Annotated in this window: 9 protein-coding genes and 1 pseudogene; 5 read left to right on the forward strand and 5 right to left on the reverse strand. The window is 66.8% G+C overall.

What is annotated here, in order from left to right; translation table 11 throughout:
• Window positions 1–267, forward strand: a pseudogene (locus BLU84_RS27465) (hypothetical protein); the annotation flags it as partial.
• A 104-nt stretch (window positions 268–371) separates the two neighbouring features.
• Here the strand turns inward: BLU84_RS27465 and BLU84_RS07725 are convergent.
• Both BLU84_RS07725 and katG read right to left on the reverse strand, forming a co-directional pair.
• Window positions 372–1,010 (reverse strand): DUF937 domain-containing protein, encoded by a 639-nt coding sequence (locus BLU84_RS07725; protein WP_074864823.1) that lies wholly within the window; start codon window positions 1,008–1,010, stop codon window positions 372–374.
• Window positions 1,011–1,449: 439 nt separating this feature from the next.
• Complete coding sequence (gene katG / locus BLU84_RS07730; protein WP_074864826.1) at window positions 1,450–3,633, reverse strand: catalase/peroxidase HPI; 2,184 nt, start codon at window positions 3,631–3,633, stop codon at window positions 1,450–1,452.
• Window positions 3,634–4,168: 535 nt separating this feature from the next.
• Between katG and BLU84_RS07735 the strand changes: the two genes are divergently transcribed.
• On the forward strand, window positions 4,169–4,366 hold the full coding sequence (locus BLU84_RS07735) for a hypothetical protein (RefSeq protein ID WP_139174798.1): 198 nt from the start codon (window positions 4,169–4,171) through the stop codon (window positions 4,364–4,366).
• Between the two features lie 107 nt (window positions 4,367–4,473).
• Here BLU84_RS07735 and BLU84_RS07740 read toward each other — a convergent pair whose 3' ends face one another.
• From BLU84_RS07740 to mutS, 3 genes are all read right to left on the reverse strand, one after another.
• The gene (locus BLU84_RS07740; RefSeq protein WP_074864830.1) at window positions 4,474–5,943 is read right to left on the reverse strand and encodes a catalase; all 1,470 of its coding nucleotides are present in this window, start codon (window positions 5,941–5,943) and stop codon (window positions 4,474–4,476) included.
• A gap of 289 nt (window positions 5,944–6,232) precedes the next feature.
• Window positions 6,233–9,598, reverse strand: coding sequence for an AAA family ATPase (locus tag BLU84_RS07745; RefSeq protein ID WP_074864833.1), 3,366 nt, complete (start codon window positions 9,596–9,598; stop codon window positions 6,233–6,235).
• Window positions 9,599–10,160: 562 nt separating this feature from the next.
• The gene (gene mutS / locus BLU84_RS07750) at window positions 10,161–12,764 is read right to left on the reverse strand and encodes a DNA mismatch repair protein MutS (RefSeq protein ID WP_074864835.1); all 2,604 of its coding nucleotides are present in this window, start codon (window positions 12,762–12,764) and stop codon (window positions 10,161–10,163) included.
• Window positions 12,765–12,909: 145 nt separating this feature from the next.
• Here mutS and BLU84_RS07755 point away from each other — a divergent pair, with 145 nt between their 5' ends.
• From BLU84_RS07755 to BLU84_RS07765, 3 genes are all read left to right on the forward strand, one after another.
• Window positions 12,910–14,412: a tyrosine-type recombinase/integrase gene (locus tag BLU84_RS07755; RefSeq protein ID WP_083382422.1), complete on the forward strand. Its 1,503-nt coding sequence runs from the start codon at window positions 12,910–12,912 to the stop codon at window positions 14,410–14,412.
• A 150-nt stretch (window positions 14,413–14,562) separates the two neighbouring features.
• Entirely contained in the window at window positions 14,563–15,138 is a 576-nt protein-coding gene (locus BLU84_RS26225) for a helix-turn-helix transcriptional regulator (RefSeq protein ID WP_139174800.1), read from the forward strand.
• A 119-nt stretch (window positions 15,139–15,257) separates the two neighbouring features.
• Window positions 15,258–16,706 carry a DUF6035 family protein gene (locus BLU84_RS07765; RefSeq protein WP_074864843.1) on the forward strand — a complete coding sequence of 483 codons (1,449 nt, stop codon included), beginning with the start codon at window positions 15,258–15,260 and terminating at the stop codon, window positions 16,704–16,706.
• The last annotated feature ends 152 nt before the right edge of the window (window positions 16,707–16,858 follow it).

Raw genomic sequence — 16,858 nt, forward strand, 5'->3', positions numbered from 1 at the left:
ACCGCGCCACTCCAAGCCGTCATCCCCGCGAAGGCGGGGATCCAGAGACTTCAGCGCAATGCCTCGATGAAGCCTTGGATGCCCGCCTTCGCGGGCATGACGGTAGGCGCGGGATTCGCGGTGTCTCTTCCCATGGGAATGGCGGCAGGCGGGTTTTACCGCGCCACTCCAAGCCGTCATCCCCGCGAAGGCGGGGATCCAGAGACTTCAGCGCAATGCCTCGATGAAGCCCTGGATGCCCGCGTTCGCGGGCATGACGTGGGGTGAATTTCGTGGCGCCGTGTGCGGTTGCGAAAGTCCGAACACACGAACGGCCGCACGCGGCGGCCGTTCGCTTTACTGCGGCGCGTGCGCCCGAACGCGGTGCGCCGTCAGCGCTTGCCGCCGAGCAGGTTGCCGCCGATCTTGAGCAGGTCGCCGAGGCCGAGCTGGCCGTCGCCGTCCTGGTCGAGCACCGCGCCGAGCAGGCCGCCGGCGCCGCCCTGTTGCTGGATGCGCTGATGCTCCTGGCCGAGCGCGTCGCCGAGCTGCTGCGGGCTGGCCGCGGCCTGGTTGCCGCCAGAGAACATGCGCTGGGCGAGGTAGGACAGCACGATCGGTGCGAGGATCTTCAGCAGGGTGTTGGCCTGGCCGCCGCCGAGGCCGGTGCTCTGGCCCAGGCCCTGCGCCGCGGTGTCTTCGCGGCCGCCGAAGATGTGGCCGAGGATGCCGGCGCCGTCGGTCTGGCGGCTGCCGCCGCCGCCGAGCACCGCGCCGAGCACGCCGCCCAGATCGAGCCCGGCCGCGCCGCCGCCGCCCGCGTCAGCGTGATCGCGCTGCAGCGCGCCGAACAGCGCCTGCGCGCCTTCGGGCTGGCTGGCGTTGCGGCCCAGCGCGCCGAGCAGCAGCGGCAGCGCCTGGCTCACCGCGCCCTGGGTCTGCGTCTCGGACAGGCCGAGTTGGCTGCCTATTTGCGCCAGCGGCTGGCCCTGGAGCTGGTTGAGGAGATCGTCGGTCAGCGAGGCGCTCATCGTTAAGTTCCGGTGTACGGGGAGTGCAGATGCTAGCGCCGGGCCGTTAGTGCGGAGTGATGCCGGTTGCGCTTTTCGGCGGGGCTGCGAAGCGGCGGTGGCGGCGGTGTGGCGCGTGGGTGGCGAGGGGTTTTTGCGTTGGCACCGGGAGGGTGGATGGAGGGGGCGCGAGAGGAGCGATGGGCGCTTGTTTTGCGGGGGATTCGAGGTCTGCGTTGTGACGGATCGGGCGGTGCCGCAGTTGGCGTATGACGACGCTGTAGTCGGGGGCGCGGTGGCTGGGGTGTCGCGGTCGCGGCTTGCGCCGCTCCTACAGGTAGGCCATGCGGGTGCGGGGCGATTGCGATAGGGCGATTGCGAAAAAAAGCGCCTGACGGTCAGGCCGCCAGGCGCGCAGGTGTCGCACAGGGTTTCTTGCTGCGGCCGCGGCCGCGGCCGCTTATTTCTTCAGATCGAAGCGATCGGCGTTCATGACCTTGTTCCAGGCCGCGACGAAGTCGCGCGCGAACTTCTCCTTGGCGTCGCCGCTGGCGTAGACCTCGGCGATCGCGCGCAGTTGCGAGTGCGAGCCGAACACCAGGTCGACGCGGCTGCCGGTCCACTTGGCCGCGCCGGTCTTGCGGTCGCGGCCTTCGAACGTCTCTTGCGCATCGGAGGTCGGCTTCCACACCGTGCCCATGTCGAGCAGGTTGACGAAGAAGTCGTTGCTCAGCGCGCCGACCTTGTCGGTGAACACGCCGTGCTTGCTGCCGCCGGCGTTGGCGCCGAGCACGCGCAGGCCGCCGACCAATGCGGTCAACTCCGGCGCGCTGAGGTCGAGCAGTTGCGCGCGGTCGACCAGCAGCGCTTCCGCGCTCGGCTTGTACTGGCCTTGCAGGTAGTTGCGGAAGCCGTCGGCGAGCGGTTCGAGCACGGCGAAGGAGTCGATGTCGGTCTGCTCGGCGCTGGCATCCATACGGCCCGGCGCGAACGGCACCTCGACCGACACGCCGGCGTTTTTCGCCGCCTGTTCGACGCCGGCGGCGCCGCCGAGCACGATCAGGTCGGCCAGCGAGACTTTCTTGCCGCCGCCGGCGGAGGCGTTGAAGTCGTTCTGGATGCCTTCCAGCGCCGCCAGCACCTTGGCCAGCTGCGCGGGCTGGTTGACCTCCCAGTCCTTCTGCGGCGCCAGGCGGATGCGCGCGCCGTTGGCGCCGCCGCGCTTGTCCGAGCCGCGGAAGGTCGAGGCCGAGGCCCAGGCGGTGGACACCAGTTCGGACACGCTCAGGCCGGAGGCGAGGATCTTGGCCTTGAGCGCGGCGATGTCGCCGGCATCGATCAACGCGTGGTCCACAGCCGGAATCGGGTCCTGCCAGATCAGCGCTTCGGCCGGCACTTCCTTGCCCAGGTAGCGCACGTGCGGGCCCATGTCGCGGTGGGTCAGCTTGAACCAGGCGCGGGCGAAGGCGTCGGCGAACTGGTCGGGGTTTTCGAAGAAGCGGCGCGAGATCTTCTCGTAGGCCGGATCCAGGCGCAGCGACAGGTCGGTGGTGAGCATGGTCGGCGGCTGGCGCTTGTTGGGATCGTGCGCGTGCGGAATCTTGTTCGCCGCGGCGGGATCCTTGGCCACCCACTGGTGCGCGCCGGCCGGGCTCTTGCTCAGTTCCCACTCGTAGCCGAACAGGTTGGCGAAGAACTCGTTGCTCCACTGCGTCGGCGTGCTGGTCCAGGTGACTTCCAGGCCGCTGGTGATGGCGTCGCCGGCCTTGCCGCTGCCGAAGCTGCTGGCCCAGCCCAGGCCCTGGTCGGCCAGTTCCGCGCCTTCGGGCTCGCGGCCGACGTGCGATTCGGGGCCGGCGCCGTGGGTCTTGCCGAAGCTGTGGCCGCCGGCGATCAGGGCGACGGTCTCTTCGTCGTCCATCGCCATGCGCGCGAAGGTCTCGCGGATGTCGCGTGCGGCGGCGATCGGGTCGGGATTGCCGTTGGGGCCCTGCGGGTTGACGTAGATCAGCCCCATCTGCACCGCGCCGAGCGGATTTTCCAGCACGCGGTCGCCGCTGTAGCGCTTGTCGCCGAGCCACTCGGTTTCCACGCCCCAATACACGCCTTCTTCGGGCTCCCACACGTCGGCGCGGCCGCCGGCGAAGCCGAAGGTCTTGAAGCCCATCGACTCCAGGGCGACGTTGCCGGTGAGGACCAACAGGTCCGCCCAGGAAATCTTGTTGCCGTATTTCTGCTTGATCGGCCACAGCAAGCGCCGGGCCTTGTCGAGGTTGCCGTTGTCGGGCCAGCTGTTGAGCGGGGCGAAGCGCTGCTGCCCGGCGCCGGCGCCGCCGCGGCCGTCGAAGATGCGATAGGTGCCGGCGCTATGCCAGGCCATGCGGATGAACAGCGGGCCGTAATGGCCGAAGTCGGCCGGCCACCATTCCTGCGAATCGGTCATCAGCGCGTGCAGATCGCGCTTGACCGCATCGAGGTCGAGGCTATTGAAGGCTTCGGCGTAATCGAAGTCCGCGCCCATCGGATCGGTCGCGGGCGCCTGTTGGTGCAGGATCTTGAGGTTGAGCTGGTTGGGCCACCAGTCGCGGTTGGAGGTGCCGCCGCCGGCCGCGTGGTTGAAGGGGCATTTGCTGGGGTTCGACATGGGTGCGTGCCTTTGACGGTGGGATCCAACGGTCGGGTGGCGATGGCGCGCGGCGTCGGCCGCGCGCCGCGGCGCTGCGCGAATCAGGAGCAGGGGAGCGGGAGTTGCGGCCGCGGGCCGCGATGCGCGAACGCGTCGACGTCGATGCCCGGCGCGCCGCAGTCGGCGCGTGCGAGCTGAGTTGGATCGTCCGGCTGGCGCATCGCTGGCGTTCGGAGTCGTGGGGTACGAGCGACGATAGGCGGACGCGATGCCGATGTGAAATCGATCCTTTCGACGTATCCGATAGAAATCGACTATGGAGCCGCGCCTGCCGCCTTCATCTCCGCCCGATCATGCGAGCCGGACCATGGCGGCGGCGTGACCGCGCTCGGAAATCGCGACGCGCGCCGCGCAACGCCGCGCTTGTTGCTGCGCAGCACGGCGGCCCGGCCGCGGCGCTGCCTACACTGCAGCGAGCGCCGGCCGCAGTGGCCGGCGTCGTGCGATCCACGGACAAGGAGACAGGACGATGGGACGGACTCGAGCGAAAGGGATGCGGATGGTTTGGATGGCGATGGCGGCGCTGGTGTTCGGGCTGGGCTTCGGCGCGGCTGCGTCGGCGTCCGATCCGGATTGCTACAGCGCGTGCATGGAGCAGTTGAACGATTGCGTCGCCCAGGCCGGCGGCGGCAGCACGCTGCATTGCGGGCGGCAGTATCGGCAGTGCACGTTGGATTGCTCGTTGCTTTGAATGTGCGTGTGCGGTGTGGGTTGCGGCCGCGTGCTTGAGGGGGCGCGGTCGCGGCTTGCGCCGCTCCTACAGGGGGCGGATGTAGGAGCGGCGCTAGGTGGTGATTACTAGGCTTCGTCGGCGGGCAGGCCCAGTGCCTTGGCGACGCCGGCGCCGTAGGCCGGGTCGGCCTTGCTGCAGTTGCCGATGTGGCGGCGCTTGATGAACTCCGGCGCATCGCCCATGGCGCGCGCGGTGTTGTCGAACAGCACCTGTTGCTGGGCCGGCGTCATCAGCCGGAACAGGTCGCCGGGCTGGCGGTAGTAATCGTCGTCGTCCTCGCGGAAGTCCCAGAAATCGGCGTTGCCGTTGATCTTCAGCGGCGGCTCGCGGTATTCGGGCTGTTCCTGCCACTGGCCGTAGCTGTTGGGCTCGTAATGCAGTTCGCCGCCGTAGTTGCCGTCCACGCGCATGGCGCCGTCGCGATGGTTGCTGTGCACCGGGCAGCGCGCGGCGTTGACCGGGATCTGGTGATGGTTGACCCCGAGCCGGTAGCGCTGCGCGTCGGAATAGGCGAACAGCCGCGCCTGCAGCATCTTGTCCGGCGAATAGCTGATGCCCGGCACCAGGTTGTTGGGCGCGAACGCGCTTTGCTCGACGTCGGCGTAGAAATTGTCGGGATTGCGGTTGAGCTCGATCTGGCCGACCTCGATCAACGGATAGTCCTTCTTCGGCCAGACCTTGGTCAGGTCGAAGGGATGGTAGGGAACCTTGTCGGCGTCGAGTTCGGGCATGACCTGGATGTAGACCTTCCACTTGGGGAAGTCGCCGCGCTCGATGGCCTCGAACAGGTCGCGCTGGTGGCTCTCACGGTCGCGCCCGATCAGTTCGCCGGCTTCGGCATCGGTGAGGTTCTTGATGCCCTGCTGGGTCTTAAGGTGGAACTTTACCCAGAACCGCTCGTTGTCGGCGTTGATGAAGCTGTAGGTGTGCGAGCCGAAGCCGTGCATGTGGCGGTAGCTGGCCGGAATGCCGCGGTCGCTCATGACGATGGTGACCTGGTGCAGCGCTTCGGGCAGGCTGGTCCAGAAATCCCAGTTGTTGCGCGCGCTGCGCAGATTGGTGCGCGGGTCGCGCTTGACCGCCTTGTTGAGGTCGGGGAACTTGCGCGGATCGCGCACGAAGAACACCGGCGTGTTGTTGCCGACCAGATCCCAGTTGCCTTCCTCGGTGTAGAACTTCAGCGCGAAGCCGCGGATGTCGCGCTCGGCGTCGGCCGCGCCGCGCTCGCCGGCGACGGTGGTGAAGCGGGCGAACATCGGCGTCTGCTTGCCGATTCCGTCGAAGATCTTGGCGCGGGTGTAGCGGCTGATGTCGCCGCTGACGGTGAAGGTGCCGAACGCGCCGGAGCCCTTGGCGTGCATGCGCCGCTCGGGAATGATCTCGCGGTTTAGGTTGGCGAGCTTCTCGATCAGCCACAGGTCCTGCATCAGCAGCGGGCCGCGCGGGCCGGCGGTCATGCTGTTCTGGTTGTCGACCACCGGCGCGCCGAAGGCGGTGGTGAGTCGGTTGCGCTTGGGGTCGTCGCTCTGGCTCATGCGGGGGCTCGCTGGAGGGGGAGGGGTTCGCGCACCATAAGCGCTGAGCGTGCGCTTTTGAAATCGAATGTTCCGACTCGTTCGATAGCGGGAGGCTATCGGGCGTTCATGGCGTTCAAGGTTGCGTCGCGATGGAAGCAGCGCAGTCGCGGCTTGCGCCGCTCCTACAGGGGCTGCGGATCGTGCATGGGCTGCCTGTAGGAGCAGCGCAAGCCGCGACCGCGAAAACCCGATAACGACGAACCCATCGCAATCCGACCGTGCGCGATTGCGCGCCGCGGCGCGAACCTCAATCCTCGCTCATCACATCGAACTCGCCCGCCAGCACCCGGTCGATGCGCCCGCTGCGCCAGCCGCGCACGCCGTCGCGCACCAGCGGCGAGGGCGAACGGCGATAACGGCGGGCGATGCGGCGTTCGGCTTCGAACGTCGGCGCCTGCGCGGCCTGCGGCTGGCGCGTGCGGCCGGGCAGGTCGGGCGCGACCTGCACCAGCACCGACAGGCGCTGGGTGGCGTCTTCGGCCTTGTCCTCGTACACGTGCAGGCCGGCTTCGTGCTCGAGCAGGTCGAACGCGCCGAAGCCGCTCACCGCCAGCCACGCGCTGCCGCGTTCGCGGTCTTCGCGTAGGACCTGCACGCGCATGTTGCGGCGCTGCGCCCAGCCCTGGTACATCGCCAACACGCGCTGCCACCATTGGCGCAAATCTTCGCCCTGGCGCTGCGTGGAATCGCTCAGGTCGATCTCCACCAGCGCGTCCTGCGGCCGTCCGGCGCGCAGCGCGTCGACCGCCAGCCCGAGCAGGAACAGCAACTGCGCCAGCGACTGGGCGAAGCTGGCATTGCCGCCGTCGCGGCTGAGCCGCTGCTGCAGCCGCACCGCGGTGTCGAGCGCGCTCTCGATGCGGTCGCGGCGTTCGATCCGGTCGAGCGCGGCATGGCGTTCGGGCGATTCCCAGAAGCCGGCCACGGCCATGCGCGCGTAATCGGCTTCGCGTTCGCCGCGCCATTGCGCGCTGAGCACGGTGTCTTCCAGCGCCGCCAGGCGCGCGTCCAGGCGCGCGATCGCGCCGGCGTCGGCGGACGGCGCGTAGACCAGGTCGCGCAGATCGTCCTCGCCCTGCGCCGGCGCGGTATCGCCGGTTAGTGCCGACGCAGGCTGCGCCGGCGCCGGGTCGATGAATTCGACTTCGAGCTTGTCGCCGGCGCTGCGCACGAACAGGAACTGGTCGCCCTGCGGCGCGCGGTGCTCGACGATGCTGCGCGCCAGCGGCGCCAGCAGGTAGTGCTCGATCGCCCGGCGCAGCGGGCGCGCGCCCAGGTCGGGGGTGAAGCCGCGGTCGAGCAGGAACTCGATCGCCGACGGCTCCCATTCCACCGCCCAGTCGCGGTTGCGCAGGCCGCGCCGGGTCAGCACCCGGCCCAGTTCCTTGTGCAGGATCTCGCGCATCAGCGCGCGATCGAGCGGGTTGAACAGCACCACCCGGTCGAGGCGGTTGATGAACTCGCGGCGGAAGGTTTCGTACAGCGCTTTCTCCACCGCGCTGCGCGAATAGCCGCCGCGCACCGAAGTGAAGCCGGGGCCGGCGCTGCGCGAAATGGTCGAGCCGGCGTTGCTGGTGAGGATGATGATGCTGTGGCGGAAATCCACGGTGTGGCCGCTGCTGTCGCTCAGGCGCGCGTCGTCGAACACCTGCAGGAACAGATCCCAGACCTTGGGATGGGCTTTTTCGAATTCGTCCAGCAGCACCACCGAGAACGGCTGCTCGCGGATGCGCGAAGTCAGCGAGCGCACGCCGGCGGCGCCGCCCTGGTCGGCGGTCAGGCGCCAGGCCGAGTCTTCGGATTGGTACTCGCTCATGTCCAGGCGCAGCAGGCGTTCGTCGCTGCCGAACAGCAACTCGCCCAGCGCCTTGGCCAGCTCGGTCTTGCCGGTGCCGGTGGGGCCGGCGAACAGGAACACGCCGATCGGGCGGCCGTTGTCGGTCAGGCCGGCCTTGAGCATGGCGATGCGGTCGAGCAGCGCGTCCACCGCTTCGTCCTGGCCGAGCACGCGGCGCTGGAAGAACGCGCGCAGGCGCTCCAGGTCCAGGCTCTGGCGGTCGTCGATCACCTCCAGCGGCAGGCCGCTGCGCTGGGCGATGGTCGACAGCAGGCGTTCGCCGTCGATCGGCAGCGCCGGCGGCTGCTGCGCTTCGGCGCCGCGCAGCGCGTCGTCGAGCAAGCGCAGCAGGCGGCCGGGTTCGTGCTGTTCGGGGAAGTACTGCGCGGCCATGCGCGCGGCTTCGGCGAGGGTGCGAGCGTCGGCGACCTCGCGGCCGGCGCGCTCGCTTTCCAGGCGCGCCCATTCGGCCGCGAGCGGCGCCAGCGCCAACGGATCGAGCGGGGCGACGCTGAGAATGTCGAAGTGATGCTTGATCACCGGCCGCGCCACTTGCAACTGCGCCAGCTGGCGCGGGCTGATCTCGCCGATCACCCGCAGCTGGCCGCGCTCGATCGCCGGCAGCACCAGGTCGAGCACGCCGGTGGGATCTTGCTTGTAAGCGCCCTTGGACAGCAGGTCGAAGAATTCCGGCGCGCGCCACAACGCCTTGTCGCGATGCAGCACCGACAGCATTTCGCGCACGCGCTCTTCCAGCTCGCCGATGTAGGACTGGCCAGAGAGGATTTCCGCGGCGCTGGCCTCGAACACCAGCCAGCCCTGCGCCTGCAGGCGCTGGCACAGCAGGTCGATCAGCACGCTCTTGCCGACGCCGTGCTCGCCGCTGACCAACACCGAGGCCGCGTCGGCCCCGGTCAGCAGTTCTTCCAGTTGATCCAGTTGCTGGCGCAGCGCCTCGTGCACGATCCGCTGGGCTGGCTTCGGTGCCGGGTTGACTCGCCCGAACGCGCCGAGCACGCGGTTCTCGCGGCGCGCGCCGGCGGCGCGCTCGACTTCGTCCAGCAGCGGTTGCAGCAGGGGCGAGTCGAAGCGCTTGAGGGTTTCGCTGAGCTGCTTGGCGTTGTTCTCGTCGAGCTCGTCGAGCGTCGGCGCGGGCAGCGGCTGGCCGCGTTCGCTGGCCCAGCGCAGGTAATCGCGCAACATCTGCCGCACCGGCGCGAACTCCCACCACCACGGCTGGGCGTGGCGCATCAGCTGCGGCAGGGTTGCGGCGTCGGCCAGGGTTTGCAGATGCTCGATCAGGAAATGCAGCGGATAGCCGCCGTACTGGCCGGCCGGTTCGATCAGCCGCTCGGGCGCGATGTCGCCGCGGCGCGAGGCGGCTTTGACGATCATCGACTGCAGCACGTAGCCGGTGCCGCTGAGCTGGCGGGTCAGCTCGTCGTGGCCGAAGGCGTCGCTGGCGAGCAGGTCGATGCCTTGGTGGAATTCGGGCAGGGCGAGCAGGTCCTGCGGGCGCTGGATGCGTTCGTCGACCGCGTCGATGCGGCGGATCAGGGCGAACAGGCGGTCTTGCGCGGATTCTTCTGCGGCGGGCGCGGGGTCGGCGGGCGTTTCCTCGGCGGCCGCGGGCGCGCTGTCGTCGCCGATGGCGGCGCTGGGCTCGGGCTGGATCGCGACGGCCGGCGGCGCGGCCTGCGTTGCCGCGGCCGGGCGATAGAGGCGGGCGAGAATCAGGCCGGCGACGATGCCGACGAGGAATAGCAGGGCTTCCACATGCGCTCCGGTGTCCGTTCCGGCGCACAGTTTAACGGCTGGGTCGCACGCGGATCGCGACGCAGGCTGCATCGTGGGTGTGGGTGTTGCGGTCGGCGCAGCGGGTGGTGAGTTCGCAGACGGGGCGCGGTGGGAGCCTGGACTTCAGAGCGGCGACGCGATGAAGCCCTGGATGCCCGCCTTCGCGGGCATGACGGTAGGTGGATTGCGCGGCATGCGTGTGCGGTCCGCGGTATGGCGGCAGGTTGCGGCACGGCGGCAGGTTGAGTCTCCCCGCGCCGCTTCCCGGTCGTCATCCCCGCGAACGCGGGGATCCAGAGACTTCAGAGCCATGTCGCGGTGAAGCCCTGGATGCCCGCCTTCGCGGGCATGACGGTAGGTGGGTTGCGCGGCATGCGTGTGCGATTCGCTGCATGGTGGCAGGTTGCGGTACGGCGGCAGGTTGAGTCTCGCCGCGTCGCTCCCCGGTCGTCATCCCTGCGAACGCGGGGATCCAGAGACTTCAGCGCCATCGCGCAACAAACCCGCGGATTCCAACCTGCACGCCCCCAACGCAAACCGATCAGCTCAACGCCTTGATCCGATACAACGCCTCCAACGCCTGCTTCGGCGTCAGTTCGTCCGGATCGATTTCCGCCAGCGCGTCCAGCGCCGCCGAAGACGGCGCGGCGAACAGGCCGAACTGCTGCGGCGCGTCCAGCGCGGCCTTGGCGAACGAGGGCTTGGGCGTTTCGCGGCCCTGGTTCTCCAGTTCGATCAAACGCCCGCGCGCCTGCTTGACCACCGACTTGGGCAGGCCGGCCAGCGCCGCCACCTGCAGGCCGAAGCTGCGGTCGGCCGGGCCGTCCTTGACCGCGTGCATGAACACCAACTGCTCGCCGTGCTCGACCGCGTCGAGATGCACGTTGGCGATGCCGTTGCCCGGTTCGGCCAGCGCGGTCAGTTCGAAGTAATGCGTGGCGAACAAGGTGTAGGCGCGGTTGTGGTGCGCCAGATGGCGCGCGCAGGCCTCGGCCAGGGCCAGGCCGTCGTAGGTCGAGGTGCCGCGGCCGATCTCGTCCATCAGCACCAGCGAGCGGTCGCTGGCGTAGTGCAGGATGTAGCTGGTCTCGCTCATCTCGACCATGAAGGTCGACTGGCCGCGGGCGAGGTCGTCGCCGGCGCCGATGCGGGTGAGGATGCGGTCGATCGGGCCGATCGCGGCGCGCGCGGCCGGCACGAAGCTGCCGATATGCGCGAGCAGCACGATCAGCGCGTTCTGGCGCATGTAGGTCGACTTACCGCCCATGTTCGGGCCGGTGATGACCAGCATGCGGCGGCCGTTGCTGTCGTCGAGCACCAGGTCGTTGGGCTCGAACGGATCCTTGCGCACCGCCTCGACCACCGGATGGCGGCCGCGCAGGATGCACAGGCCCGGCGCTTCGGTGAGCTCAGGCTCGGACCAGTCCAGGCTGGCCGCGCGTTCGGCGAACGCGCACAGCACGTCGAGTTCCGACAGGGCCGCGGCGCAGCGCTTGAGCGGTTCCAGGCGTTCGTTGAGCGCGTCCAGCAACTGTTCGTACAGCAGCCGCTCGCGCGACAGCGCGCGCTCGCGCGCCGACAGCACCTTGTCCTCGAACTGCTTGAGCTCTTCGGTGATGTAGCGCTCGGCGTTGCTCAGGGTCTGGCGGCGGGTGTAGTGGGTCGGCGCCTTCTCGGCCTGGGCCTTGCTGATTTCCAGGTAATAGCCGTGGACGCGGTTGTAGCCGACCTTCAGCGTGGCGATGCCGCTGGCGGCGCGTTCGCGCGCTTCCAGGTCGACCAGGAACTGGTCGGCGTTGGTCGACAGCGTGCGCAGTTCGTCGAGTTCGGCGTCATAGCCGGGCGCGAACACGCCGCCGTCGCGCGCCAGCACCGGCGGCTGCGGCACGATCGCCTCGGCCAGCAGATGCGCGTGCGCGTCGTGCTCGCCGAGTTCGTCGGCCAGCGCGCTCAGGCGCGGCGCATCGAGCGGGCGCAGCAGGCCGCGCACGTCCGGCAGCAGGCCCAGGCCGTCGCGCAGCGTCGACAGGTCGCGCGGGCGTGCGCTGCGCAGGGCGATGCGCGAGAGGATGCGTTCCAGATCGCCGAGCGCGCGGAAACGCTCGCGCACGTCGTCGCCGGCGCGGCTTTCCATCAGCGTGGCCACCGCCTGGTGGCGATGGCGCAGCGCCGCGCGGTCGCGCAGCGGCCGGTGCAGCCAGCGCCGCAACAGCCGCCCGCCCATCGGCGTGACCGTGCTGTCGAGCACGCCGAGCAAGGTGGTGCGGCTGTCGCCGTCGATGCGGCTGTCCAGCTCCAGATGGCGGCGGGTGGCCGCGTTCATGGCGATGGCGCCGTCGCCGGATTCCACCGCGATCGAAGTCAGATGTGGCAAGCGCTGCTTCTGGGTTTCTTCGACATACCCCAGCAGCGCGGCCGCGGCGGCGACTGCCAGCGGCTTGTCTTCCAGGCCGAAGCCGGACAGATCGTGCAGGCCGAAGAAACGCAGCAACTGGCGGCGGCCGCTGTCGACGTCGAACAGCCACGGCGCGCGCCGGCGCATGCCGCTGCGTTCGGATACGAAGGGCGCCCAACCGTCTTCGTCGGGCATCAGCGTTTCGGCCGGCTCCAGCCGCGCCAGCTCGGCTTCCAGCGCATCTTCGCTGGCGACTTCGTTGACCAGGAAACGGCCCGCGGCCAGATCCGCCCAGGCCAGGCCCCAACCGCTCTTGCCGCGCGAGACCGCCAACAGCAAGGTGTCGCGGCGCTCGTTGAGCAGCGCCTCGTCGGTGACCGTGCCCGGGGTGATGATGCGCACCACTTTGCGTTCGACGATGCCCTTGGCCAGCGCCGGATCGCCGATCTGCTCGCAGATCGCCACCGACTCGCCCAGCGCCACCAATCGCGCCAGATACCCCTCGGCGGCGTGATGCGGCACGCCCGCCATCGGAATCGGCTGGCCGGCCGAAGCGCCGCGCTGGGTCAGGGTGATGTCGAGCAATCGCGCGGCCTTGCGCGCGTCGTCGTAGAACAGTTCGTAGAAATCGCCCATGCGGAAGAACAGCAGCACGTCGGGGTGCTCGTTCTTGGCGGCGAAGTATTGCTTCATCAGGGGGGTATGTTCTTCGGACCCCTTGCCTGGGCTGGCTTTCTGGTTTTTCTGCATTTGATTCAAGGCTTTAGTGTTCTTTAGGCTCTGCGCAATGCGGGCAAGTATGGACAACTAGGGCCGACTAAGCACCCCGCAATGTAGCCCCCGTGTAGCCCCGTGCGATAACGTCGGATCTCAGCAGAGAGGTCTGGGGCTACGTATGGAAAACAAGCGGTCTATGAAGGCGGCGCTGACCTCGACCATGGTCAAGGAGCAGTTTTCTTTCGCCCGTATTCCCATCATCGGTAGCACGGGCAAGATCGTTAATTTTGCCCCGAATACGGACCAGAAGCGCTATGTGATCTTTGACTGTCATCGGGACGCCCCGGTGGGGTTCGGCGTAGCAGTCAACCGGACCAGCATGAGCTACATCCTCAAGCGTCGGGTGGGCGCGCGGGTGATGAAGGCAACGATCGGCGATTGCCGGGACGTGCCGCTGGCCCAGGCACGGGAGATGGCCAAGGTCGCCTGGGAGGTCATGCGGACGACCCAAAAGACCCCGGCGGAGGTTCGGGATATCGCGAATGAGGATTTCCGGGTTGCGACGATGACGGTGGCGGAGTGTCTGGCGATGTATCGCAAGCACCTGGTCGAGCGTGCCAAGCCGGCTAAGGACAGCAGCCTGCGGGGGCTGGAGCAGGCGCTTAAGCGCATCGGCCGGCCGGAGATCGACCTGGACGGGCGCGCCGTGGGCGACCTGATCACCGAGAAGCGGATCTTGGAGGCCTTCGACACGCTGGCCCGCGGCAAAAGGACCCTGGCCGCTGGCACTCAGCGCGCCAATCCCGATTCCAAGGCCTATGACCGTCCCACCGTCACGACGGCCGAGATTACTTTCCGCTGGGTCAGTCGGGCCGTGGGCTACTGCATGGACCGCGAAAAGCGGATCGCTGCCAACGGTGGTCGAGCGGCATCGCTGCAGGTCAATCCGTTCCAGGTGCTGCGCGAGGAAGGGCGCTATCGCACCCGGGAGCAGCTGGAGGCTCATTACGAGGCCACCGGCGCGCGTAACCCTCTTCAATTGAGGGATGGTTCCTTGGGGCGTTTCTTGGAAGCGCTCTGGGACAAACGCAAGGTCGATAACCACCGAACGGCGTGCGACTACCTGCTGCTGACATTGCTGTGGGGCACCCGGCGGGGGGAAGCCGCGCCTTTGCGATGGCGTCATCGGATTAGCAGGGAGCAGGCGAGTGTCTGCTCTTGGGTCGACCTGAAGGCAGGGTGGGTCTCGTTCTTCGATACGAAGAATGGGGCCACCCATACTTTGCCGTTGGCGCCGGCGGCTCGGCGGATCCTTATGCTTCGAGGAGAAGCCTCACAGGAAAGCGCCGCGCCCTGGGTCTTCCCTGCCAGGAGCGGAAAGGCGGCTCAAGGGCACTATTTGGATAGCAAGGCGATCCTCCAGGGGCTTAAAGCGAGCGGTGGGATCGAAGAGCTGAGGACACACGATTTGCGACGGACCTTCGCGACAGTCGCAGAGGAAATGACATCTTATGCGGTGGTCAAGCGGCTGCTTAACCACCGGGATTTGCGAGATGTAACGGGGCGGTATCCCCGGGTGGATGATGCGCGGCTGCTGGAAGAGTTGGCGCGGGTCGAGCTGGCAATTCTCCAGTCCGTGGAGAACGTCCGAATCGCGTTGCTGCCGCCGAGATTGTCCTAGATGCGCCTGAGAAGCCGTTTTTCATGAAGTCTTAAGGCGTCCTAGAGCCGAGGCAGCTGGCAGACTTTGTGGGGCAGATGGACAGCGCGCAGTCCAAGGATACGAGTTTTGTGATGTTGGAGTATTCCAATTTCACCCTGAGGATTGGTTATGTCTTCTGATGATCTTGATCGGATCCGCGCGCGCTTGGCCTTGTTGCCGTCCGACACTGCCTTTACTTCAGCCGAAGCAGCCATCTACACCGGGCGTAGCACTCGAACCCTGAAGCGCGCGATCGATGCTGGCGTAGGGCCCAAGCGTGAAAAGAACCCTGACGTCTCGGGACGGGGTGCCACCAACCGCCATACGCGCTATCGCAAGGCTGACCTGGATGCGTGGCGAGAGAGCTTGGTCTCATTCGCCACCGACTTCCGGAGCTTTGATGACCTAACCGCCGATGCGCCGTGGATGCTTGTCGGCGAGCAGTTAACGGGGCATCTGCTCGACCTGGAGAGTGTGGAGGCCATCCTGGAGGCAATGGCTGCCAACACGGTGATCTTCCTGAGGCTGGAGGAAGCGCTGCAACAGTCGTGGGCATCGGATGATCTCCGGAGACCGTATCAAAACGCTTTCGAAGCAGTCTGCCGGGAGGCAGTGCGGGCGGCTGCGGATGCCGCGCAGCGGGATGCTCTGGAGGCCGAGACGGGGCCAGCGTTAGGTGAGGGAAGGGGGCCGTTGAGGCCATGATCCCGTGCAGCGACGCTAAAGGGGCTACCCAAGAGAGTGGGATCTGATTTGACAGCTCTATGCACCATGGAAGAGAGAAGCGTGCGCTTTCGTCAAAGTTAATGAGGATAAGAGAACAGATGCCTGTGGTGGGAAAAGAGCGGCGGGTCGCTGTGGCTGAGGATCGGCAGTATGACGAGGTGCTTGATCGGGAGACGGGACGGACCGTCTCTCTCAATGAATTTTTGAGCGACGCCTGCTATGGGGCGATCGTCGAGGATAAGCGGGTGGCCTTGGAGAACGAGTTGGTCGAGGGGCGCGAACGCTACGTCTGCTTGGACTGCAAGAAGGCCATGGTATTGCGGTCGCTTCGGACGAGAGACAAGACTGAGGATCGCTTCTACTTCCGTCATCGGGCCGACGATGGCGTGTGCACGGGACGCAAGGGATTGTCTCCGGCCGCGATCTGTGCACGGAAGTTCGACAGTGCCAAGGAAGGGGCTCAACACAAGTTGTTTAAGCGCTTGGTCGAAGAGAGCCTCGTCGTGGATCCGAGGTTCACAGATACCCAGACTGAAGCGCGCTGGAAAGACGTCGACGGGGTGCGCTGGCGTCAGCCTGATGTGCAAACCGGTTGGCAAGGGCGACGAGTAGCTTTCGAAGTGCAGCTGTCAACGACCTTTTTGCATGTTATCGCCGAGCGCATGAGCTTCTATCGGAGAAACGCTGGGGATCTGCTTTGGTTGTTTCGGGATCTGGATCCAGATGCCTTCAGGCTGGCGGAAGATGACATCTTCTATTCGAATAACCGCAACGCTTTCCGGGTTGGCCTGGATACGTTGGCGCGTTCCCAGCAGGAGGGGCGTTTTATGTTGGCGTGTGCTTGGCACGAGCCTTATCTGGAACAAGGAGTCCTAAAGGAGCGCTTGCAGCGAGAGATCGTGGGCTTTGATGAGCTCACGTTTGATGTGAGCTCAGGCGGGGTGCCGCGAGCCTATTTTTACGATTACGACGCGGGTTTGGCGACGGCTATTCAGCAGCAAGAGCAGGATCGAAAGGCTGCAGCGGACGCCTGTGACCAAGCCTTGCGCGATGACCTGGAGAAAGCTGTTCTGACTTTCTCAATGGCTACGGATGGCAATGGCGACTGGCAGTCGCTTCGCAATCGATTTCGACAACGTGGGCTAAGCCTGCCCGAGCAGCTTTATTGCGACGGAGGGCCGTTCTATCTGCTCCAAGCCGCCTACTCGGCAAAACATGGACGGCCTGTGGCTTGCAGGCTCAAAAATCTAATGGGTTTGGCCAATAGTCTATTCAATCTCCACAAAAATACGTTGTGGGTGCTTTCGGTCATGTTGGGCCACTTCGATCGCGGCCAAGACCTAATTGCGAATGGCAACCTTGAAGGGTGGAAGAAAAAGCGGGACGAATACCGCGAAGGCTGGTTTCAGGGGGATCCGGCATACGAGCCAGAGCGCCGCCATGACGATCTTTTGGCTTTCCTCTTTCCCAGTGCGGCTGATGCATTGAGGCGGTCGCCAGGACTGACGGAGAGGCTACGACGCCAGCGCGTTTCGACCAGGCCTTAAATGAGGAGGCTTTCGGGCCATGCGCGGGCAAAGGCTGGAGAAGAGGTATCTTTTTGTTCAGTGGGCAGCTGGCTGGGTCGGGAATACCGCGTCGACGCGAGTTCCCATTTGGTGTGGGGCGCGGTAATGGTTCAGCAGGCCACGGCGTTGAT

The organism is Lysobacter enzymogenes (assembly GCF_900106525.1).
GTDB classification, from domain to species: Bacteria; Pseudomonadota; Gammaproteobacteria; order Xanthomonadales; family Xanthomonadaceae; genus Lysobacter; species Lysobacter enzymogenes.